The organism is Paraglaciecola sp. 2405UD69-4, from assembly GCF_047525415.1.
Taxonomy (GTDB): domain Bacteria; phylum Pseudomonadota; class Gammaproteobacteria; order Enterobacterales; family Alteromonadaceae; genus Paraglaciecola.
This window is the reverse complement of record NZ_JBLIXM010000001.1, coordinates 910,910-933,236: the sequence shown is the minus strand read 5'-3', so window position 1 is coordinate 933,236 and position 22,327 is coordinate 910,910. Positions and strand designations below refer to the sequence as shown.

The window sequence follows — 22,327 nt, the reverse complement described above, 5'->3', positions numbered from 1 at the left end:
CTTAGTTTGTTTTATTCAATCCTCAGCACTTACTTATTAACAATAAAGTAAAGCGCTGAGGATCTGAGTGAAAAAGCGAGTATCCCTTCTGTTAACTCTGCAAAACACTAGATTACAGACTTTTCCTAGTAGGCATAACCACATTGGCAAAAATCAAGCCTGCCACTAGTGACATCAAGATTAAAAAAGTCTCTTGCCCAATATGTTCAGTCTTTATAATGTCCTGACCTGATATAAACGAATTCAAGCCAATATAGGTTTTTGATCCTGGAACCAACACTATCAGTCCATGCATAGCAACTATACTAGAAGGTGAATTAGATATTCGTGAGAAAACATTTGCGAATACCCCTAAGGCAAAAGCCCCAACAAATGCCCCTAAACCATTTTCTAGATAAGCCGAACTCCAAGTAGAGACACCATAAGCAATAAAGGTAGAAGTGATAGCCCAAAGCACATGCTTTAAGCGGGTTCGAAATATTGCTACCAATCCTATACTAAGTAACAGCACACCTAACCAGTTAACCCAAAAAGGTAAGGTTTCTGCCAAGGCCAACTCTTGTTGACCAAACAATTGGTATCCTAAACTCACACCTAAAAAAGCTCCAAAGTACAGTTTAAACAACTGCATAGTGGCATCCATCACACGCGCAGTACCAGACACCATGTTACGGGATGAAATTTCTGCCAAACCCATTGTTAGTGACAAACCTGGCACTAAGATAATTAAAGAAGACAAAATGATTAACCAAATATTAAACCCTGATGACGAATAGTGGTTAATCGCACAGGCGCCAAAGCCCACGCAAAACGATGCAACAGGCTCTAACATCAGCTTCACTCTTTTTGAGTTTAAGGCCCAAAGTGTCCAAAAATAAACCATAAACCCAAGTAAGCCTGAATAGAATATCTCTGACCAACCCGCTCCCATCAACATAGCAAAGGCACTAGTAGACAGACTAAAAGCACCACCAGTTAATGTCTTACCATAAGGGCTTGGCATCACATCTATTTCATCTAAATGTTTGTCGGCTTCAGCTAAAGAAATCTCTCCAGACAATAAAGTGCTAGCTAGTTCATCTGTTCTAGATAAAGAATTCATATCCAACTCTCCAGGTTCCATCCTGGCAGAGTGGTTGTATTCATCTTCGTGACCGTCGCTCCACAACACCATAGTTAAAGAAGTAGGTGTAGAGATAAAAGACGCATGTACGCCTAAGTGTGTGGCAATTTCGGTTAAGTAAGCTTCTAGACGAAATGAAGGCGAACCGTATTTATGAAGCATTTTACCTAGCTTGAGGATAAAACGCCGAATTTGGATAAACTCTAATGTGTCCATTTTCTAGTGCTACTTAAAAAAATTAGTGGTATTAAAGAGCTAGAATACAGTAAATGCATCTAGAAGGAGTACTAAACAGGGCGCGGAGTTTAGAGATACTTGAAAAGTTATTCAACGTACATTTTTTAAACATTTTGAATTAGAAAAACTAATGCTTTTAGATGCCAACTGAAAGAGTCTTACATTTCAATAATGCCAAGTTTAGAAAGTCAGTATTTAGCTACACCCTTACTATTCTTTTTCTGACTTTTTTACTACATACTTACAGGCACAACACCCATAGTAATAACCCTTAGATGACTATCAAGATTCTCAAACATATGAACTTATTATCCCAAGAATCTATGGCAGGATAAGATGCAAGATTCATCAGAAGGCTGGGCGTCACTGCAACCTATATTACAGCACATTTTACTGACTTACAGTGACGGTTTATCTGAATTTGAGCTATTTCAAAAATTAAAATCGCCACCATATGAGATGTTTTCAGCGGACGCCTTATCGGACCCCCTTTTACTATTTCAAAACCACTTCATCCTATTTAACGCTTTGTATCAGTTAAACGATACATGGTTAGAAACAGAAATTGGCTCGTTAGAAGTACATTGTACCTGCATTCGCAAGCTGCCTTGGTCTGCTAATAAGTCTGCCCTTTGTAAAGAAGATAAACTGCGGGACTACTATTTAAATTGGGATAATTTCAACTCAACAGATCAAACACAAGTAGAAGCCCTCATTGACAGCTTTTGGAAAAGGTATTCTCGACAAAATGAGACATTAACCTTCACTAATATGTCTTCACAACAAGCATTAAGTGTATTGGAGTTAACTTCTCCATATTCCTCCGAAAAACTCAAATCCCAGTATCGAAAAATGTTACATAAATATCACCCAGATAAAGGGGGGGATCACAATAAAACCATTACACTTCATAAAGCTTACCAGTATTTAAAACACAGCTTTTAGATATAAAAAAGCGACAAGCCCCCTGATGTTGCCCCACATTGTTATTTTAATTACAGAAGATGAAGACAATTTTATATTTTGTTTATAAGCATTATTTGTTATAGATATGTGTCATTAAGTAGATTTACTCATCCGACTGGAGCCGAGGTTACTTTTGTCATATTTTTATTGGGCGCCACAGATATGTATTGCAAGGCTAGTGCAACTCTTATCAGTGTTGATACTTACCCTAGGCTGTAGTTCATTGCTACAAGCACAACAGATACCATCAGAAGAGTATTGCCAAGTACTTTTAATTGGAAACGACAATCTAGTACAAGCCCTACCTAAGGGGGACTCTGTGGCTATTCAGCTTCTGACAGGTGAGAACCGTTTACGCTTAAGCTGCCATTTAAACGAACAGGCTATATTCACCTTTGGAAAAGATGAGATACTAGAAGTCAATATTGAAACTACAAATGCTACAGTCGAACAAGTATTGTCTAATAGCCCCTCTTATTTATTGCCTGCAGGCACATTCCAAATGGACTTTGTTTTTCTCACCCATCATGAATTTCTTCAACAATTTTCTTGGCTTTCAACTGCGACATTTTTTAATCAAAACCTAATTAATAATATAACAATGGGGGCTTTTTATGGACTGTCCCTAACATTGATTTTCTATGTTTTCTTTATGGGAAAAGTATTAGGAGATAATCGCTTTCAGTTTTATAGCCTTTACATATTTTGTGCTGCTACATTTTTCTTACTTCAAGAAGGCCAGTTGAACATTATATTGCCAAAACATAGCTTTTTATTGAGTCATCAATTCTATTTACTATTTGCGGGACTTACGGTTGTAACCGCAATACTATTCATTGTTAGGCTAACCGACATTAATCAACAATGGCCTAGGTTAACTCGTTACTTCTTAGAGCCTGGGGGAATTGCCGTTTTATTGATGTCTATTGTGATGTTGCTTTTAGATCACAACGCCTTGTCTGCATATATTGGCGAAGCTATGTCAAAACTTACGCTTGTGTTAATGCTTTGTATTTTTTCACTAGTTGCCCTACAAACAACCGCTAAAAAAAGAATGGCAAGCTGGGTATTATTTAGCTTAGGGTTAATGGTTATTGCAATGTTCTTTAGAACCATACTGCAAGACTTGAGTCCATTTTTGCACCGCTATGCTCTTATTTTTGCGTTTTCTATTGAGGCTTTTATTCTAGCTGTTGTCGTGCTCACCAGAGTTAAGAATATCAGACAAGATAAAATTAGAGCTGAGTCTCAAGCAAGTACTGATGAACTTTGCAATGTCTTAAACCGCCGAGGCTGGGAGCTAAGAGCAAACCAACTACTTAACCAACAAAGATTAAACGGGGGTGTTACCTGCCTCCTTTATCTTGATTTAAATGACTTCAAACAAATAAACGATAAAATGGGTCATGATATAGGTGACAAAGCTTTGCAATTGATCTCAGCAGAAATAGAAGAGCAATTGGGTTTAGATGAATACTTAGGGCGTATTGGAGGCGATGAATTTGTTATTATAGGGCACTTTAAAAGTGTACACACTGCTAAAAACTTCGTAGAAAAAATGCAAATCAATTTACGTCAATACAAGTTAAAAATAGAAGAAGAAATGACATTGAATGTAACCTGTAGTGTTGGTTATAAAATATTTAGCAAAGCGCCGAACTCTACAAAAGATATGCTAATTTTAGGCGACAAATCTATGTACCATGTAAAACAAACAGAAAAGAAGAGCACTTTAAAGGTTTTATGTTAAAACCTTAACCTTGCTTACAGTACCTATAAGAAGCTGATACTCTCCGACCTATCAAATTGAAAAGCTCAGCATTACTTTACTAAATGTAATGGGATCCACACATGAAAAAACACCACTCAAAATTTAAATGGTTGTTACAAATAAAAAGCACCATTTTGATTGGTGTTCTTTTATGTACGCTAGCCTATGCCAAACCTGTAGCTATTAACAAGTTTGATAATCCTTACGCTGAATATGTACAATTGTTAACTACCCAGCCATCGAAAATTCTAGAGAAGCTTCAATCAAATCCTATAGCTGATAACGACTCACAGCTTTTAAAAGCTCAGTATTACGGACTACTCAGCCAAGCACATTACACCCTAATTTATCCTGAAAAAGCCTTAGAGAGTGCTCAGCTATCTTTAACCTATATCACTGAGGCTGAGCAACCATGGCTATATCACACATTAAAAGTCTACGAAGCAATGGCATTTGAACTTATTGGGCAGCCAATAAAGGGAATTGAAGGACTCAAGCACGCTATAACTTGGTCCAATCAAAATAAGGCATTAGATATTTATGCTATGGCCCTTTATACAAAATCTCTCATTAATACAAAATTAGGTCACTATACAGTGGCCTTAGAGTCAGCAAAAGCAGGCTATGCTTTAAAAGCCCATCCGCAAAATGGCTATAAGCGCCATGACTTCACTATGCTAATCGCGCAAATTTATGATGAACTGGATGAATATAGATTAGCTATTCCTGTATACGAAGAAGCCGTAGCAGAGTTTAGAGCTCGTAATCAATTAGTATCATTAAGCATTGCGCTTTATGGCCTTGGCCGAGCGAATTACGCTATACACAAGGCAGATTCTGGCGTAGAACAACTTGAAGAGTCTTTAAGTATTGCTGAAACCGTTGGAGACTCACAAGGCGTTGCCTATGCCCTTGCAGAACTCGCTTTAATTAACATAAAGCAAGGAAATTACTCACTCGCTAAGCAACATTTACTCGCAGCGCGAAAAATATTTTCTGAAGCACGAAACCCGCTTGTTAATATAGAAAGTTCTATGCGCCTAGCTTTAGTTTCTTTGCATCAGCAAAATACAAGCTCAGCCAAACAATATCTTGATGAAGCACGAGCCCTATTAGTTAAAGAAAATATGCCCAGTCATGCTATTGAAATTGACTATATAAGGTCAAAATTGCTATTTCAAAATAGTGATTACAAAGCTGCATACGAATTATTAAGCTCGGTTTATGACAATTATCGCAACTATCGCGAACAGGAGAGTAATAGCCAACTGCATAAAACCCGGGTTGAATACGATCTTCAATCCAAAGAATTACAAAACGACATACTGTCAGAAAAAAATGCTTTACAGCAACAGGAATTAAAATTTCAAAAAAATAAAAATATTTACTTCTTCATTGTTACTTTTTTAGCAATAGGCGCGAGTATATTAATGGCTGTTTTGGTATACAGAACCCATAGTCATCGTAAAGTATTAGAAGTTTTGGCCACAACGGATGAACTCACAGGTTTGTGTAATAGAAGACATATTCTAGAACATTTGAACAAGACTATAACTGCAACAGCTAAGACAAACGGGTGCTCTAGTGTTGCTATGATTGATTTAGACTGGTTTAAAAAAATTAATGACAATTTTGGACATGCAACCGGTGATTTAGTACTACAAAAATTCTCCCAAATTTGCCTACAGACTATGCCTAAAAATGCTCATTTAGGCCGAATAGGAGGTGAGGAGTTTTTAATGCTTTTTCCAAATACGGATGCACAAAATGCATTAATCTATATGAATAAATTAAGGCACAAAATGCCAGCATTAACCAAACAAATAGATATTCCTAACTTAAAAATCACTGCATCTATTGGTATTTACCAATGGGACCAAGATGATACTGCTAAAGATATTATGCAAAAAGCTGACATAGCCTTGTATAAAGCGAAAGAAAATGGCCGTAATCAAGTATTAAATTACCAGCCATCCTTAGGTGAATAACAACAATAACAAACCTATTTTACTAAGGTAATATGCACCTAACTCCATTCGTCAAAATGGTTTACATAAACACTATGTAAATAATAATTACTATTTTACCTATCGTTATTTTTTATTTAAAAAATAACAAACTTAGTGCTTTGTATATTTATCGATAGATTAAAAAAATAATCGGAACTAACAAAAAAAGATAAAGTCCAGACACTAACAGTTCAGCTAATTAGAGAGTCAATTTATGAGTACTTACACCGCAATCAACCTAGTAGCCCGTCCAGAGCCTGGTCCTATTCCAGAGAAGGTGTTTGAAATAGTAAAAAAAGCAGTACCTAGTGCAGGCCCTGGCCAGATATTAGTTAAGCAAACCCATATGTCTTTAGATCCGGCAATGATAGGTTGGATGAACCCAGATCCCGAAAGTTATATTCCTCCTGTTGCTTTGGGTGATGTGATGCGCTCATCTGGTTTAGGTGAAGTAGTTGAAAGCCAAAACCCAGAGTTTGCTGTGGGCGATCGCGTGATGGGTATGACAGGTTGGAGTGAGTATATTTTAAGTAGTGGAGAAGGACTACGTAAAGTACAACCAGGTCTTGATGCAGAAATGGTGTTATCAGTATTTGCCCTACCGGGCTTAACTGCTACCCAAGGCTTATTTGGATTTGGTAAGCCAAAAGCAGGAGAAACGATTCTTATAAGTGGCGCAGCAGGATCTGTTGGCTCTATTGTCGGGCAACTTGCTAAAGCAGATGGATTAAATGTGATAGGTGTTGCCGGCAGCGACGAAAAGTGTAACTGGTTGGTAAAAGAGCTAGGCTTTGATGGTGCTATTAATTATAAAAGTGATGATATAGACGCTAAAATCAAAGGGTTTGCGCCTAAAGGTGTGGATATATACTTTGAAAATACCGGTGGCCCTATTCAACATCATGCCATTGAAAACATGAATGCCCATGGCCGTGTTGTAGTGTGTGGAATGATTTCAGATTATGCAGCAGAAACACCAAGTGCAGGGCCTAACTGGATCCCTATTATCAAAAAACGAATTACGATCCAAGGCTATGCAATGCCAGATCACTTCCCCCAATTAGCAGAGCTTGTAGGCAAGTTAACTCCCTACGTAATGCAAGGTAAGGTTAAGTACCGCGCCCATGTATTAGAAGGCTTAGAGTCTGCAATAGGAGGCTTAAATATGTTACTAACAGGTGCCAATAAAGGTAAGTTAATTGTGAAACTGTAAACTAAATTTGGGCATACCTGCTAACTACAGGTATGTCTGCATTAATTTTGTAATTATCTGCTTATTAGCTTCAGGAAAAGTAAAATCAGACAAAGCGTTAATGTTTGCCCATAGACTAACCTGCCCTTCTTGATGACTTGCAGTACCTTCAAAACCATCAACTAACCTAACATCTAAGCGCACTTTCTTATCTCCATAATCATGTTCAATAATCATAAATGGAGTTTGCTTAGTCACTTGTATGCCTATTTCTTCAGACAGCTCTCGGCTAAGGGCTTGTTCGATTGTTTCATCTGCCTCTCGCTTCCCCCCAGGAAACTCCCACTTTCCACCTTGATGTAAGTCATCGGCCCGTTTACTTATGTAAATATCATCACCTTGCTTAATAACACCAACTGCAACTTCAACGATTTTCAACTTTTTATCCCCCAATAAAAAAGTCGAACATAAGTCCGACTTTTAAAGATTGTTGCTCAAAATTAATTACTTCAATTTACCACAGCATTGCTTATATTTTTTACCAGAGCCACATGGACATTGATCATTACGACCAACCTTAGGACCTTGCCTTACATCGGCCCTAGGCTCTTCTTCTGCAGTTGTGGTTTCATGTTCAAACTTTTTAGGGGTGTTATCAGCTTGACGTCTTTGCTCTTCCACCGCCTCAACATCTTCTTGTGCTTTTACTTGCACCCTACTTAAAATTGTCACTACTTCCACTTTAAGGCTCTCTAGCATTTCAGTGAAAAGCTCAAAGGACTCTTTCTTATATTCTTGCTTAGGATTCTTTTGAGCATACCCCCTCAAATGAATACCTTGGCGTAAATGATCCATAGCCGCTAAATGCTCTTTCCAGCTACTATCTAAGTTCTGCAACATAACGTTCTTTTCAAATGCGCGAAGAACCTCAGGACCAACTACGTCTTCTTTAGCCTTGTAAGCTGCAGCTACTTCTTCAACAATTCGTTCGCGAAGCTTTTCTTCATACAACTTGTCGTCTTCTTCTAACCAAGTTTTAACTGGTAAGTCGAGTAAGAAGTCTGCTTTAAAGCGCTCTTCCAAACCATCTAGATCCCACATTTCTTCTAACGATTGTGGTGGAATATATTGGTCGATTATTCCTCCTACAACATCTTCACGAATTGCAGTAATAGTTTCACTGATTTCGCCTTCATCTAGCAATTCATTACGTTGTTCGTAAATAACTTTACGCTGATCATTAGCAACATCATCGTATTCAAGTAATTGCTTACGCATGTCGAAGTTACGACCTTCAACTTTGCGTTGTGCATTTTCAATAGCTCGAGTTACCCAAGGGTGCTCGATAGCTTCTCCATGCTCCATACCTAAGCGTTTCATCATATTGCCCATTTTCTCTGAAGCAAATATACGCATTAGGGCATCATCTAGTGAAAGATAGAAGCGAGAAGAACCTGCATCACCTTGACGACCTGCACGGCCTCGTAACTGATTATCAATACGTCGAGATTCATGACGCTCAGTACCGATAATATGTAAACCACCAGCTGCTAACACAGCATCATGATCCGCTTTCCAGTCTGCTTTGATTTTTTCTATCTTAGAAGGTTTAGGATCATGAATTTTATCTAGTTCAGCTTGCCAATTCCCACCTAAAACAATATCAGTACCACGACCAGCCATATTAGTCGCTATGGTTACCGCTCCTGTTTTACCCGCTTGAGCAATAATGTCAGCTTCTTGCTCATGGAATTTAGCATTAAGTACTTTATGGGGGATTTTCTCTTTTTTAAGAATTCGAGAAATCAACTCAGAGTTCTCAATTGATACTGTACCTACTAAGGTAGGCTGACCACGTTTCACGCAGCCTTTAATATCTTCAACTATGGCTTCGTATTTCTCTTGCGCAGTTAAAAAGATTAAATCAGCTTTATCATCACGTATCATAGGTTTATTAGTGGGTATCACTACCGTATCTAAACCATAAATACTTTGGAATTCGAACGCCTCTGTATCAGCTGTACCTGTCATACCTGACAATTTGTCATAAAGACGGAAGTAATTCTGGAAGGTAATAGATGCTAGAGTTTGATTCTCATTTTGGATTTTAACCCCTTCTTTTGCTTCAACAGCTTGGTGTAAACCTTCAGACCAACGTCGGCCTTCCATGGTTCTGCCGGTATGCTCATCTACAATTACGATTTCATTGTCTTTTACAATATAATCTACATCTTTGGTAAATAGCTTATGGGCTTTTAAGGCTGCATTAACATGATGTAATAAAGAAATATTTGCAGCTGCAAATAACGACTCGTCTTCAGCTAATATACCTTCACGTTGCAATATTTCTTCTACAAATATTTGGCCATTCTCGGTCAAATGTATTTGTTTACCTTTCTCATCAATCGTAAAGTGGCCTTCACCAGCTTCACCTTCTTCATCTTCTTTTTCTTGTTTGACAAGTTCAGGAATAATAACGTTAATACTGCGATATAACTCTGAACTATCTTCAGCCTGACCAGAAATAATCAGTGGTGTCCTAGCTTCATCGATAAGGATTGAATCAACTTCATCTATTACTGCAAAATGTAACGCTTTTTGCACTCTGTCTTCAGGCCTAAATGCCATATTATCGCGAAGATAATCAAAACCAAATTCGTTGTTAGTTCCGTATGTAATATCAGAGGCATATGCTGCTTTTTTCTGTTCGTGGCTCATGCCAGGAATATTACAACCAACAGTTAACCCCAAGAATTCAAATAATGGGCGACTCCAATCGGCGTCACGGGTGGCCAAGTAATCGTTCACAGTAATAACGTGTACACCCTTACCTGATATCGCATTCAAATAAGTGGGTAAAGTTGAGGTTAATGTTTTACCTTCACCTGTACGCATTTCTGCAATTTTACCTTGATGTAAAACTTGCCCGCCTATCATTTGCATATCGAAGTGGCGCATACCAAACACACGCTTACTGGCTTCACGAACAACAGCAAAGGCTTCGATTAGAATATCATCTGTTGTTTCATCTTTTTCTAAACGTTGTCTAAATTCGTCAGTCTTGGCTTTAAGCTGTTCATCACTTAACGCTTCAAGCTCAGCTTCTAGCTGATTAATTTGCTCGACAGATTTACGTAGTTTTTTTAGTGTTCGGTCGTTACGACTGCCGAAAATTTTGGTGAGAATACTCGAAAACATCGATTTACAGGTTCCAATCTAAGTGATTTACAAATTCTATTGTGCTTTTGCACAAAACATTTAGCCAATATGGCACGAATCTAACATAAAACAATCGGCTCATAAGGAGCCGATTGCTTAAATAAAATAAAACTATTGTAACGAAAAAACGGGCCTAAGACCCTCTTTTACGATAAACAAACGGTAAGGGGTCAAGTTGCTTACCTTTACGGATCACTTCATAGTGAACATGGGCACCGGTAGAACGCCCTGTATTACCCATAAGCGCAATACTTTGCCCTTTGGTGACAACATCACCAATCTTTACGTTAATTGATTTGTTGTGCCCATAGCGTGTAGTCAAACCATTACCGTGATCTATCTCAACTAAATTTCCGTATCCATATCGAGACCCGGCCCAGGTCACGATCCCAGAACCAGTTGAAACAACAGGCTCACCTTCTTTACCTGCGAAGTCTAAGCCTTTGTGTAAAGTAGGTTTACCACTAAATGGGTCTTTACGAACGCCATAATACGATGATAACCAACCAGACTTAATAGGTTTCCCTTCTAACCGGCTTTCATCTTGTATATGGCGACTTAACATCAAAGATTCAAGTGCATTGAGTTGTACAGACTTATTTTGAAGCTGTTCAAGCATACTTTGCATTTGAACTAACAAGTCTTCTTTTTCTAATGGTGCATGGGTTTCCAGCTCAATATCTTGGCCAAGTTCCTCTTTAGCACCAAAATTAAATTCTTCAGGATTCAGATTAGCTTGCTTAACTAACCTTTCGCCAATTAAGTCTAAGTTCTGCATTTGATTTTCAATTTCAGCTAACTTTAACATCATACCGGACATACGTTGCTCAGTAGCCTCCTTTAAAGAATCAAGTTCATTTACCTGCTCATTTAGTCCCGATTTAGCATAATGAATTCGTGCGATATTTTCATCTAACGAAGATACAGAACGGCTCGACACCAAGAAAATTCCACAGACAGCCACAAACAATAGCGTAAGCTTTTGTTTACTAATATTTAGAACTAGTTTTTTTTCTTTACTTCTAAACAGTAACGTTAATTTCATTACTTATGGCTACCTTTATTAAATGAAGTGAACACTTCTTCCCTGCTATGCAAAATGCATAAGTGTATCAAGCTAGGTACGATAGCATATATCACGATATCAACAAGTTAAAGTCATTCAAGGTATTACTACAGCGACCTAATATATATTTTGTATACACATAAGGTAAAGAGCAATTGTCTACTAAAACTGTCATAAGTTTGAATAGTGAAAATAAGTTTTGCATTACCCTTATAGGGCAATGCAAAAAGTAACGTTGGACTTAGCCTGTAACTAAGATAGGAGAGGCAAACCGAATAGGCATTTCTTCTGGGGTTTCATAACTTACGAATTCCCAGCACTCTTTATTCTTAAGCAAAGCATTTAGTAATTTATTATTTAAGCCATGGCCAGTTTTGTAAGCCACTAACTCACCCACAATACTGTGGCCACCTAAGTACAAATCACCAATTGCATCAAGTATTTTATGCTTAAGAAACTCATCGCTATACCTTAACCCTTCTGGGTTAAGTACACGATATTCATCAAGTGCTACGGCATTTTCCATACTTCCGCCTAAGGCAAGATTATGAGAATGCATATACTCTAAGTCTTTCATAAACCCAAAAGTACGAGCTCGACTAACTTCATCTACATAAGAAGATGAATCAAAATCCAGTACCATATGCTGACGGGTTTCACTAATTACAGGGTGATCAAAGTCAATTCGAAAATCAACCCTAAAGCCATCGTAAGGTCTTAGCTCGGCCCACTTATCGCCCTCTTCAACTTTGATAGCTTTGGTAATTTTAATAAATTGCTTAGCCGTGTTTATTTCTTCTATACCAGCAGACTGTAGCAAAAAGATAAACGGACTTGCGCTACCATCCATGATAGGCAACTCATCGCTGTCAACTTCAACAATAATATTATCAATACCTAGACCAGCTAATGCTGACGCTAAATGTTCAACGGTTGAAATAGTTACACCATCAGAATTACTGATACAGGTACACAGCATAGTATCACCCACAGAATCAGCTCGAGCGGGTATATCAGCATAAGGTTCAAGGTCCACGCGGCGAAATACGATCCCCGTATTCGCAGGCGCTGGCCGGAGAGTCATAGTGACCTTGTCTCCTTTATGCAGACCAATCCCTGTCTCTTTTACAGATTGTTTGATAGTACGTTGTTTAATCATAACCCTTTCGATCAATAACCTAATGGAATAAAAAGCGGCGCGTATAGTATAAAAAACAAATCACTTTGTCAAAATACTGCAATATTTAAACCAGCTATTTCGACAAAAACAAAATTTATCTTAAACTAAGACCGGATAATTCCAAAATAATTCACTTAAATGTTTTTAATCCGCTTGCTTACGTAAAAATGCTGGAATATCTAAATATTCCAAATCATTTCCTGGATCAACTTTCTCTTCACTACTTACCGCTTTTGCTTGCTCTGGCATAGCGCTAGCACTTGGCATTGCATTTGAGCCATTAGCTTGTAGTTTAAATTCACCGCCATCTGCAACAACTTTACTTGCTCTGTTAGAAACAAGAGAAATATCAGGCTTCTTTTCAGCTCCAATTCCTGTTGCAACGACAGTCACTCTAAGCTCATCGCTCATTGCCATATCAATAACAGTACCGACTACTACGGTTGCATTTTCAGAAGCAAAGGCTTTAACGGCATTACCCACAGTTTCAAATTCATCAATAGAGAAATCTGGACCAGCAGTAATATTAACTAAGATACCTCTAGCACCAGATAAATCGATATCTTCCAATAATGGGCATGCAATTGCACTTTCAGAGGCTTCTTCTGCTCTATCCTCGCCAGATGCACTTCCACTTCCCATCATAGCTGTACCCATTTCAGACATTACTGTTCTTACATCGGCGAAATCCACGTTAATTAAACCTGGACGCGTAATTAATTCAGCAATACCTTGCACCGCACCACTTAAAATATCATTTGCAGCACTAAATGCTTGTAATAAAGGCGTACCTTTACCCATAACTTTCAACAGTTTTTCATTGGGAATAGTAATCAATGAATCCACGTATTTAGATAACTCTTCAATACCTTGCTCAGCGTAATCTGTACGCTTTCTGCCTTCAAAAGGAAACGGCTTAGTCACTACCGCGACAGTTAAAATACCTAGCTCTTTGGCTACCTTAGCAACTTCAGGTGCAGCACCCGTTCCAGTACCACCGCCCATACCGGCAGTGATAAATACCATATCGGCACCTTCTAGACTTTGACGAATAGTTTCGCTGTCTTCTTCTGCTGCTTGGCGTCCAATATTGGGGTTAGCTCCAGCACCTAAGCCTTTGGTCACGCCCGAACCAATCTGCAAGGTAACATTCGCAGCAGAGCTACGTAGTACCTGTGCGTCGGTATTGATGGCAATAAATTCTACGCCTTCAATATTTTGCGACACCATGTGCTCAACTGCATTGCCGCCGCCACCGCCGACACCAATAACTTTAATAATTGCTTCTTCGCTGTGACTATCCATTAACTCAAACATATTTACTCTCCGGTTTGTACATAAAAGCAATCAGGATCCCATCCTTGCCTGTTGCCATATAATTTTGATTTAAAATAAAGTGACTAAAACTCGCCTTTAAACCAACTTTGAATTCTTTGCCAGACTCCATCACTAGCTTTTGCCTTACTAGCAAGCTGACTAACTAAATGCTCTTTACCGTATTGCAGTAATCCTACTGCAGTGGCAAATTTTGCATCATCGACATATTCAGATAACCCTTTCATTGCAAGGGGCTCTCCTACTCGCACTGGCATTTGAAAAATTTCTTCGGCAAATTCTACTGCCCCTTCCATTTTTGCGGTCCCACCAGTCAAGACTATGCCCGCTGCGATTTGTTCTTCAAAACCACTGGCTCGTATTTCATCATGAACCAATTCAAATAATTCTTGATAACGAGGTTCAATTACCTCGGCTAAAGTATGTCTAGACATAGCTCTCGACGGACGCCCACCAACGCTATGTACTTCAATACTTTCTTCCATGCTCACCATATCTTTTAGAGCACAGGCATAATTAATTTTAATTTCTTCAGCATGACTTATGGGCGTTCTGAAAATTTTCGCTATGTCACTAGTAATTTGGTTACCCGCTGCAGGTATGACAGCTGTATGTCGAATAGCCCCATCGGTATAAATAACCAAATCAATGGTGCCACCGCCTATATCCACAACACATACACCTAGCTCTTTTTCATCATCTGTTACCACTGCGTAACTAGATGCTAAGGCTGAGAATATCAGCTGATCTGCAGTTAAATCACAACGCTCTACACACTTAACTAAATTTTTAGCCATGTCATCAGCACAGGTAATAATATGTGCTTGGGCTTCCATTCGGACACCTGACATGCCAATTGGGTTTTTGATTCCTTCCTGCACGTCGATAGTAAATTCTTGTGGTAATACATGTAATAAACGACGCTCAGCTGCAATAGGCACGGAGCGGGCGGCATGCACTACATTGTCTACGTCTTCTTGGGTCACTTCTTTATTATTAATTGGTACCATGCCACTTTCATTCTGGCACTTCACATGTCTACCCGAAATGGACATAAATACCGAAGACACACTGCAATCAGCCATCAACTCCATTTCGTGAACCGCACGCTTTACAGACTGAACCACTAAGTTCAGATCATTCACCCCGCCTTTATCCATACCTTTTGAAGCATGACTTCCTACACCAACAACACTAATAGAGTTATCGTCGAGCAATTCGCCCACGATAGCCTTAACATTACTGGTGCCTATATCTAAGCCAACAATTAACTTTCTTTCGGTACCCTTAGACATTTTGCCAAGCTCTCTCAATATTCACGCTCACGATGTTTTATTCTCAATTATTTAATTCAAACCTAGCTTTCAGCTGATTTCCAACCAACAGCTAAACCTGTGTCGTAACGCAAGTCCACATAATCTACTTGCTTATCTTGTTCTGAAATTAGCGGAAACAAATCCACAAACCTCTGTAATCTATCAATAAATTCTATTCTACCAAGGTTAAGCCTAATACCGTTGTTTAACTGTACATTCCAGGCAAAACGTTCGCTTAGAAACATTTCAACAATATGTAAATTGGTAGAGTCTAAAAGCGACTGCATGTTTTTGTAGCCCTGCAGCGCTGTTTGTTCACTTCCACCAGGCCCATACAAACTCGGCAACTTTAATTCCGTTACCACTGCAGGGTCACTTATTTGAGCATTAAAAACATCACCATTTTTATTTAACAACATATCGCTATTCCAAATAGCGGCTGGTGTTTGCTCCACCACAAAAATTTCTAAACCACTTGGCCAACGTTTACGAACAGAAGCTCTATACACCCAAGGTAGCCCTTGCACAGTCTTGTGAGTTTCATCAACGTTCAACTCAAAAAAACTTCCGGGTTGAGTACGCTTAACTAAGGCTTCAATCTCAGCATCATCTATAAATCTTCTGTCCCCAGACACCACAATATTTTGTACTGGAGCCTGTTGTTCATCTTCTAGCCAAGCATTAATTTTGAATGCACCAATACTTAATAAGGCTATTAACGTAATAAAAAACGCCAAGCCTAGATAAAATTTCGACCCTCTACGGGGCGAATCAAGTAAAGGTACTTCACTCATTATGCTTGTACACTCTGTGCCGGCTCGGAGGTAGACAAAATAGCTAAAGATAACTCAGTAAAACTTAAGCCCGCTTGCTTAGCTGCCATAGGCACTAAACTTTTCTTTGTCATACCAGGTACAGTATTCGCCTCTAATAAATAGAATTTACCCAACTTATCTTGCATAAAATCAACCCGCCCCCAACCAGAACCCGCAACAGCATCAAATGCTTCTAATGCGAGCTCAGCTAATTCCGACTCAATTTCAGGAGTAAGGCCGCTTGGACAAGAATACACTGTACTGTCAGCTTGATATTTAGCCGTATAATCGTAAAAAACTCGGGGGGTAGTCATACTAATGGACGGCAACGCCTTACCATTCAATATGCTAACGGTATACTCAGAACCATGGATAAACTGCTCAATTAAAACTTTATTGTCGTATTTGAATGCGTTTTGAATCGCAATTTCTAATTGTTGTACACTATCAACCTTGGCCATACCTATGCTGGAACCTTCCTGCGCCGGTTTAACCATTACCTCTTTCCCCAAGCTATCCATTATAGCCTTGCATGATCTCCCATCATAGCTTCTTTTGTCGGCAATTTTATATTTTGCTGTAGGCAAACCTAAGCTTTGCCAAACCTGCTTACTACGGATTTTATCCATACATAAAGCCGAGCCTAATACTTGCGTACCTGTGTAAGGAATATGTAGCTGTTGCAAGGCTCCTTGCAAAGAGCCATCTTCGCCGCCACGGCCATGAAGCATAATGACTACGCGGTCATATTTTTCAACTAATAAGTCTGTAAGTGGCTTATCAGCTGGGTCAAAAGTATGGGCATCTACTCCAGCATCAAGTAAGCCCTTTAAAACGGCTTCGCCAGATTTTAGTGATACTTCTCTTTCAGCAGAGCTGCCGCCATACATGACAGCAACCTTTCCGAAAGATTCAGGGGTATCTTGATTCAAATTAATCATTGTTAAGTCCCTTACTTAGTAGCTCAGGTTGCAACTCAACTTTTTGTAAAAACTTGGCAATTTGCCCGATATTTCCAGCACCTTGTGTTAACACAATATCTTTATCGTCTAGGGTTTCAGCTAGCAAGATAGGTAGCTCTTGGATATCTGATACATAAACAGGTTCAATTTCACCTCGTTTTCGAATCGAGCGGCACAAGGCTCGGCTATCAGCGCCATCAATAGGCTCTTCTCCTGCTGGATAGACTTCAAGGAGCAACAGAACATCAACTTGAGATAAAATTTTCACGAAATCTTCGTATAAATCTCTAGTACGAGTATAACGATGGGGTTGATAAGCCATAACTAAACGTCTATCGGGCCAATTATTTCTAACCACGGCTATAGTTGCAGCAACTTCCGTTGGATGATGACCATAATCATCCACTAAAATAGCTTGGCCTTTACTTGTCTGATAATCCCCTAGTAACTCAAAGCGGCGGCCAATCCCGGAGAAGTTACCTAATGCGGTAACAATAGATTCATCATCGATATTTTCGTCACTGGCCACAGCTATTGCAGCCAAAGAGTTGAGAACATTATGATGACCAGGAATATTCACTGTTACATGTAAGTTAGCTTTACCTTTGCGAACCACATCAAAACTACTTTGATTAAACCCTAGCTCAATATTGATAGCACGGACGTCTACTTGCTCAGTCACACCATAGGTTAAATATTTTCTACCGACTTTAGGCAATAAATCCCGAATAACTGGGTCGTCACCACATAACACGGCTAACCCATAAAAAGGTAGGTTGTGTAAGAAGTCTATGTAGGTGTCTTGCATTTTTTGGAAGTCGCCGTGATACGTTTCCATGTGGTCAGCTTCTATGTTAGTCACCACAGAAACCATGGGCTGTAGATGTACAAAAGAAGCATCACTTTCATCAGCCTCGGCAATGAGATATTTACTAGCGCCAAGTCTCGCGTTAGTGCCAGCACTATTAAGCAGACCACCTATAACAAAAGTAGGATCCAATTGAGCTTCAGCAAAAATAGTTGAAATTAGACTGGTAGTCGTTGTTTTTCCATGGGTTCCAGCAACAGCAATGCCGTAACGAAAACGCATTAGTTCGGCCAACATTTCAGCCCGGCGAATAACAGGAATACGTTTAGCCTTAGCGCCTATAATTTCTGGATTGCTATGATCGATTGCGCTAGATACCACAACAACATTAGCTTGCTCAATATTGGTTTGTGCATGGCCAATATAAATAGTTGCACCTAAGCCCTCTAGCCTTTGTGTCATGTTGTTAGCTTGTCTATCTGAACCAGAAATAGCGTAACCTTCGTTTAATAACACTTCAGCAATTCCGCCCATACCTGCGCCACCAATTCCGATGAAGTGAATATTCTTTATTCTGCGCATTTCTGGTACTTGGTAATGGATTGAGTTGTCTTTGATCATGCTGCTTGCTCACTTAATTCAATACAAAAATGTGCAACTTTCTTTGCAGCATCTAGGCGGGCCAAAGCTTTCGCATTTTTGCCCATATCTAATAGTGTCTTTGGTAAATCCAATGAGGATTTAAGTAATAGGTGTAAACTGTCTGGGCTGAGATCTTTTTGCGGCATCAAATATGCGGCATTGCTGTCTGCGAGTACTTGGGCATTCTTTGTTTGGTGATCATCAACAGCGTGAGGTAAAGGTACAAATACCGCGGCAACACCAGCAGCTGCCACCTCTGCTACAGTCAATGCACCCGCGCGGCAAACGACTAAGTCAGCCCATTCATATGCCTGTGCCATATCGTCGATAAACTCACTTATTTGATACAAACTTGGGTCTTCCACATTCGCTTTATAACTTTGCTGCACAGCTGCCAAATGTCCTTTTCCAGTCTGATGACGAACCTTAATATTTGTTAAGCCTTGAAGCGCTAGGGGTACAGTGTCGTTTAACACTTTTGCACCTAAGCTACCTCCTACAACTAGTAGATTCAGAGGCATATCAAGTTTTGTTTTTTCTGCTAGGTTAGAAAATTCAGCCCTTACAGGATTACCGACCCAAGTATATTTAGACTTAGCTAGCTCTTGATCTGCAAAAGTATTAGCAAACCCAGTCAGTACTCGAGTGGCTATTTTTGCCAGTAACCTATTTGTTAATCCAGGCGCGGCATTTTGTTCATGTAAAACAAGGGGTAAACCATTACACCAAGCAGCAACGCCTCCCGGCCCACTAGCAAATCCACCTAGCCCAATTACCACATTAGGTTGAAAGGCTTTAATCACTTTGTGAGCTTGCCATATAGATTTCACTATCTTAAAAGGCGCCATAAGCAATCTGGCCAAACCATTGTTACGCACGCCAACTACGTCAATGAAACTAATAGGAAACCCAAATTTGGGTACTAAACTAGCTTCCATTCTTTGACTTGTGCCTAACCAATGTATATCCCAGCCTTGTGCGGACAACTCCTGAGCAACGGCTAAACCGGGGAATACATGCCCCCCTGTTCCACCAGCCATGACTAACAATTTTTTAGTCATGCTTCACGTCCTCATCAAAATATGGAGCCGACACTTCAACATCTTCAATAACGTCATTAACCTCTTGTTTAGCCTGCTTGATGCGCGTGCGTTTTTGTAATTTTGCTTTTCTACCTTTATTTAAGGCTTGAATACCATCGACCCGCATTTCAAAATCGATACGCAACAAAATAGCCGTAGCAACTGTCATCACAATAATACTGGAGCCACCGTAACTAAATAATGGAAAGGTCAGGCCTTTAGTAGGTAAAATTCCAGCGCTTGCACCAACATTTACAGCCGTCTGTAAACTAAACCAAATACCAATGGAATACGCTAAGTACCCTTCAAAAGGTCTTTCTCTGCCTAAAGCTAAATGCCCAATACGCATGGCTTTCATAACGATACATAACATAATAACTAGCACTGAAAGAACGCCAGCAAACCCTAGCTCCTCAGCTAAAATAGCCATAATAAAATCGTTGTAAGCTTCAGGTAAGTACTCTAACTTTTGTAAGCTATTACCCAAGCCTTGTCCTAAGATATCACCACGTCCATAGGCCATTAAGGATTGTGTTAATTGATAGCCACTACCAAAGGGATCTGCCCATGGGTCAAGAAATGATGTAATACGTTTTACTCGGTATTCTTCAAATACTATGAGTAGTACAACCGCTAAACTGCCAGCTATAGCCAAACTAAAGAACTGCCATAACTTTGCCCCAGCCAAAAACAATAACCCGATTGTGGTACATAGCATAACAACCACAGTTCCTAAGTCCGGTTGCACCAAAAGTAAAACCGCTAAAACAAAAAATACCGCCAATGGCTTTATAAAACCTTTAATGCTCTCTGTTACATGTTCATGCCTACGAACTAAATACCCTGCCAAATAGCAGAAGAAAAACAATTTTGCAGGTTCTGCTGCCTGAATGGTAATTGGCCCTAATACTAACCAGCGCGTACTTCCGTTCACCGTTCTACCAATGGCTAACACAGCAATCAGTAAGATAATCGCTAATAACAACAACCACACGTTACTCATGCTCCACCAACGCATGGGAATTTGCATCACGATCATGGCTGCAATTACAGCCAAAACAATATAAATAGAGTGGCGAATAGCAATATGAAATGGGTTATGAAAAATTCGCTCTGCAGCCGGCATAGATGCTGAGGTAACCACCACTAAGCCAATGGACATTAAGGCAATAGCGAGTAACAATAAGGTTACGTCATAGGGGCGGAAATTATCTTGTAACTCAGCACTATCATGCTTCTGCGTAAACAGTTGCCTGAGTGAACTAAGGTTATTGTCAATCACAGTACTCATAGTGACAATTCCTTAACTGCATCTCTAAAACAGTCACCACGTTGTTGATAACTTACAAACATATCTAAGCTTGCACAGGCTGGAGAAAGTAAGACTGTATCTCCTGAAACAGCAAGTTGTGCTGCTTTTTTAACAGCCTCTTCAATGGTTGCTACAGAGTAGCTTTTTACATTTTCGCCTTTAATTTTATTACCGTCTTTTCCAAGGGTAATTAATACATCTACCGATTCATTAATACATTCATTTAATAAAGCGAAATCAGCGCCTTTACCTTCACCACCAGCAATTAAAATGAGGTTGCCTTTTACATCAGACATCAAGCCATTAATTGCCGCTAAGGTCGCGCCGACATTAGTGGCCTTTGAATCATTGATCCATCGAATACCCTTGTCTATGGACACAGTTTGACAACGATGAGGAAGGCCTCCAAATTCTCTTGCACCTTGCTTTATGCTCTCATCATCTATACCCGCGACTTTAGCCAGTGCTGCTGCAGCTTGAATATTCACCATGTTATGCTCACCAACTAATAAACAACTATCGGCGTACAAGTAAGCTTGTTGATCTAATAAAATACAGTTATTGGATTTATCCCAAGAAAATCCTTCTAAGCTAAACGACGAGCCAAAGCTCATTGCTGGCTTGTAATTTACCGGGTAAGACAGAATGTCATCGCGATTACACACTCCGTTTTCCGCATTCTTATAAATACTTAATTTAATTTGTTGGTAGGCTTCTAAGTCGCCATGTCTATCTAAGTGGTCTTCAGTAACATTTAATACAGTTGCAGCCAAAGGCGCTAAAGAAAAAGTGGTCTCCAATTGAAAACTAGACAACTCTAAGACAATCACGTCTGCGGCTTGCTCAATCAAATCTAAAACAGGGATACCAATATTGCCCCCCATCAAAACTTTTTTGCCCGCAGCTTTACACATGTTTACCACTAAATGAGTGACGGTGGATTTCCCATTTGAACCTGTGATTGCGATAACGGGGGTATCATTAAACTGAGCAAATAGTTCGATATCCCCTATCACTTGGACACCAGATTTGATTGCTGCTTGAAGCACAGGTAAGTGAACATCAATTCCTGGGCTTAATACTATAAGATCTGCTTTATTTAACCTGTTACCGTCAAAATCACCAAGTAATAATGGAACATCGATATTTAACGCCAACTCGCTACGACTATCCATTGCAATAACCTGAGCACCTCTAGCTTTTAAAAATCGCACGCAAGACAGACCCGTTAGGCCCATACCTACTACTACTATTTTTTTATCCGCTAAACTCAAATCTTTCACTTTTCAGGT

Annotated in this window: 17 protein-coding genes; 4 read left to right on the top strand and 13 right to left on the bottom strand. The window is 39.4% G+C overall.

Annotated features, from left to right (window positions below; translation table 11 throughout):
- Nucleotides 1–112: 112 nt before the first annotated feature.
- Complete coding sequence (locus ACMUMK_RS04175; protein ID WP_414699864.1) at nucleotides 113–1,339, bottom strand: threonine/serine ThrE exporter family protein; 1,227 nt, start codon at nucleotides 1,337–1,339, stop codon at nucleotides 113–115.
- 357 nt (nucleotides 1,340–1,696) lie between these two features.
- Here ACMUMK_RS04175 and ACMUMK_RS04170 point away from each other — a divergent pair, with 357 nt between their 5' ends.
- The 4 genes from ACMUMK_RS04170 to ACMUMK_RS04155 all read left to right on the top strand — a co-directional run bounded on the left by ACMUMK_RS04170 (nucleotide 1,697) and on the right by ACMUMK_RS04155 (nucleotide 7,319).
- Entirely contained in the window at nucleotides 1,697–2,305 is a 609-nt protein-coding gene (locus ACMUMK_RS04170) for a DNA-J related domain-containing protein (RefSeq protein WP_414699863.1), read from the top strand.
- Between the two features lie 199 nt (nucleotides 2,306–2,504).
- Complete coding sequence (locus tag ACMUMK_RS04165; protein ID WP_414699862.1) at nucleotides 2,505–4,076, top strand: diguanylate cyclase; 1,572 nt, start codon at nucleotides 2,505–2,507, stop codon at nucleotides 4,074–4,076.
- A gap of 101 nt (nucleotides 4,077–4,177) precedes the next feature.
- Nucleotides 4,178–6,085 carry a diguanylate cyclase gene (locus ACMUMK_RS04160; RefSeq protein ID WP_414699861.1) on the top strand — a complete coding sequence of 636 codons (1,908 nt, stop codon included), beginning with the start codon at nucleotides 4,178–4,180 and terminating at the stop codon, nucleotides 6,083–6,085.
- 235 nt (nucleotides 6,086–6,320) lie between these two features.
- A complete protein-coding gene (locus ACMUMK_RS04155; protein ID WP_414699860.1) occupies nucleotides 6,321–7,319 on the top strand; it encodes an NADP-dependent oxidoreductase in 999 nt (332 codons plus the stop codon).
- 24 nt (nucleotides 7,320–7,343) lie between these two features.
- Here the strand turns inward: ACMUMK_RS04155 and mutT are convergent, their stop codons facing one another.
- The 12 genes from mutT to murD form a co-directional block, all read right to left on the bottom strand.
- Nucleotides 7,344–7,736, bottom strand: coding sequence for an 8-oxo-dGTP diphosphatase MutT (gene mutT, locus ACMUMK_RS04150; RefSeq protein ID WP_414699859.1), 393 nt, complete (start codon nucleotides 7,734–7,736; stop codon nucleotides 7,344–7,346).
- Between the two features lie 66 nt (nucleotides 7,737–7,802).
- Nucleotides 7,803–10,496 (bottom strand): preprotein translocase subunit SecA, encoded by a 2,694-nt coding sequence (gene secA / locus ACMUMK_RS04145; RefSeq protein ID WP_414699858.1) that lies wholly within the window; start codon nucleotides 10,494–10,496, stop codon nucleotides 7,803–7,805.
- A gap of 154 nt (nucleotides 10,497–10,650) precedes the next feature.
- Nucleotides 10,651–11,562: a peptidoglycan DD-metalloendopeptidase family protein gene (locus tag ACMUMK_RS04140; RefSeq protein ID WP_414699857.1), complete on the bottom strand. Its 912-nt coding sequence runs from the start codon at nucleotides 11,560–11,562 to the stop codon at nucleotides 10,651–10,653.
- A gap of 262 nt (nucleotides 11,563–11,824) precedes the next feature.
- Nucleotides 11,825–12,742, bottom strand: coding sequence for a UDP-3-O-acyl-N-acetylglucosamine deacetylase (lpxC, locus tag ACMUMK_RS04135; RefSeq protein WP_414699856.1), 918 nt, complete (start codon nucleotides 12,740–12,742; stop codon nucleotides 11,825–11,827).
- A gap of 165 nt (nucleotides 12,743–12,907) precedes the next feature.
- Complete coding sequence (gene ftsZ, locus ACMUMK_RS04130; RefSeq protein ID WP_414699855.1) at nucleotides 12,908–14,080, bottom strand: cell division protein FtsZ; 1,173 nt, start codon at nucleotides 14,078–14,080, stop codon at nucleotides 12,908–12,910.
- 83 nt (nucleotides 14,081–14,163) lie between these two features.
- Entirely contained in the window at nucleotides 14,164–15,393 is a 1,230-nt protein-coding gene (ftsA, locus tag ACMUMK_RS04125; RefSeq protein ID WP_414699854.1) for a cell division protein FtsA, read from the bottom strand.
- A 62-nt stretch (nucleotides 15,394–15,455) separates the two neighbouring features.
- Nucleotides 15,456–16,208, bottom strand: a complete 753-nt coding sequence (locus tag ACMUMK_RS04120; RefSeq protein WP_414699853.1) for a cell division protein FtsQ/DivIB — start codon at nucleotides 16,206–16,208, stop codon at nucleotides 15,456–15,458.
- Nucleotides 16,208–17,170, bottom strand: a complete 963-nt coding sequence (locus ACMUMK_RS04115; protein WP_414699852.1) for a D-alanine--D-alanine ligase — start codon at nucleotides 17,168–17,170, stop codon at nucleotides 16,208–16,210. The genes ACMUMK_RS04120 and ACMUMK_RS04115 overlap by 1 nt, the downstream gene beginning before the upstream one ends.
- Nucleotides 17,163–18,620, bottom strand: coding sequence for a UDP-N-acetylmuramate--L-alanine ligase (murC, locus tag ACMUMK_RS04110; protein WP_414699851.1), 1,458 nt, complete (start codon nucleotides 18,618–18,620; stop codon nucleotides 17,163–17,165). The genes ACMUMK_RS04115 and murC overlap by 8 nt, the downstream gene beginning before the upstream one ends.
- Nucleotides 18,617–19,702, bottom strand: coding sequence for an undecaprenyldiphospho-muramoylpentapeptide beta-N-acetylglucosaminyltransferase (gene murG / locus ACMUMK_RS04105; RefSeq protein ID WP_414699850.1), 1,086 nt, complete (start codon nucleotides 19,700–19,702; stop codon nucleotides 18,617–18,619). The genes murC and murG overlap by 4 nt, the downstream gene beginning before the upstream one ends.
- Nucleotides 19,695–21,014: a cell division protein FtsW gene (gene ftsW / locus ACMUMK_RS04100; RefSeq protein WP_414699849.1), complete on the bottom strand. Its 1,320-nt coding sequence runs from the start codon at nucleotides 21,012–21,014 to the stop codon at nucleotides 19,695–19,697. Before ftsW ends, murG begins: the two co-directional genes overlap by 8 nt.
- A complete protein-coding gene (murD, locus tag ACMUMK_RS04095; RefSeq protein WP_414699848.1) occupies nucleotides 21,011–22,318 on the bottom strand; it encodes a UDP-N-acetylmuramoyl-L-alanine--D-glutamate ligase in 1,308 nt (435 codons plus the stop codon). The genes ftsW and murD overlap by 4 nt, the downstream gene beginning before the upstream one ends.
- Nucleotides 22,319–22,327 lie beyond the last annotated feature (9 nt).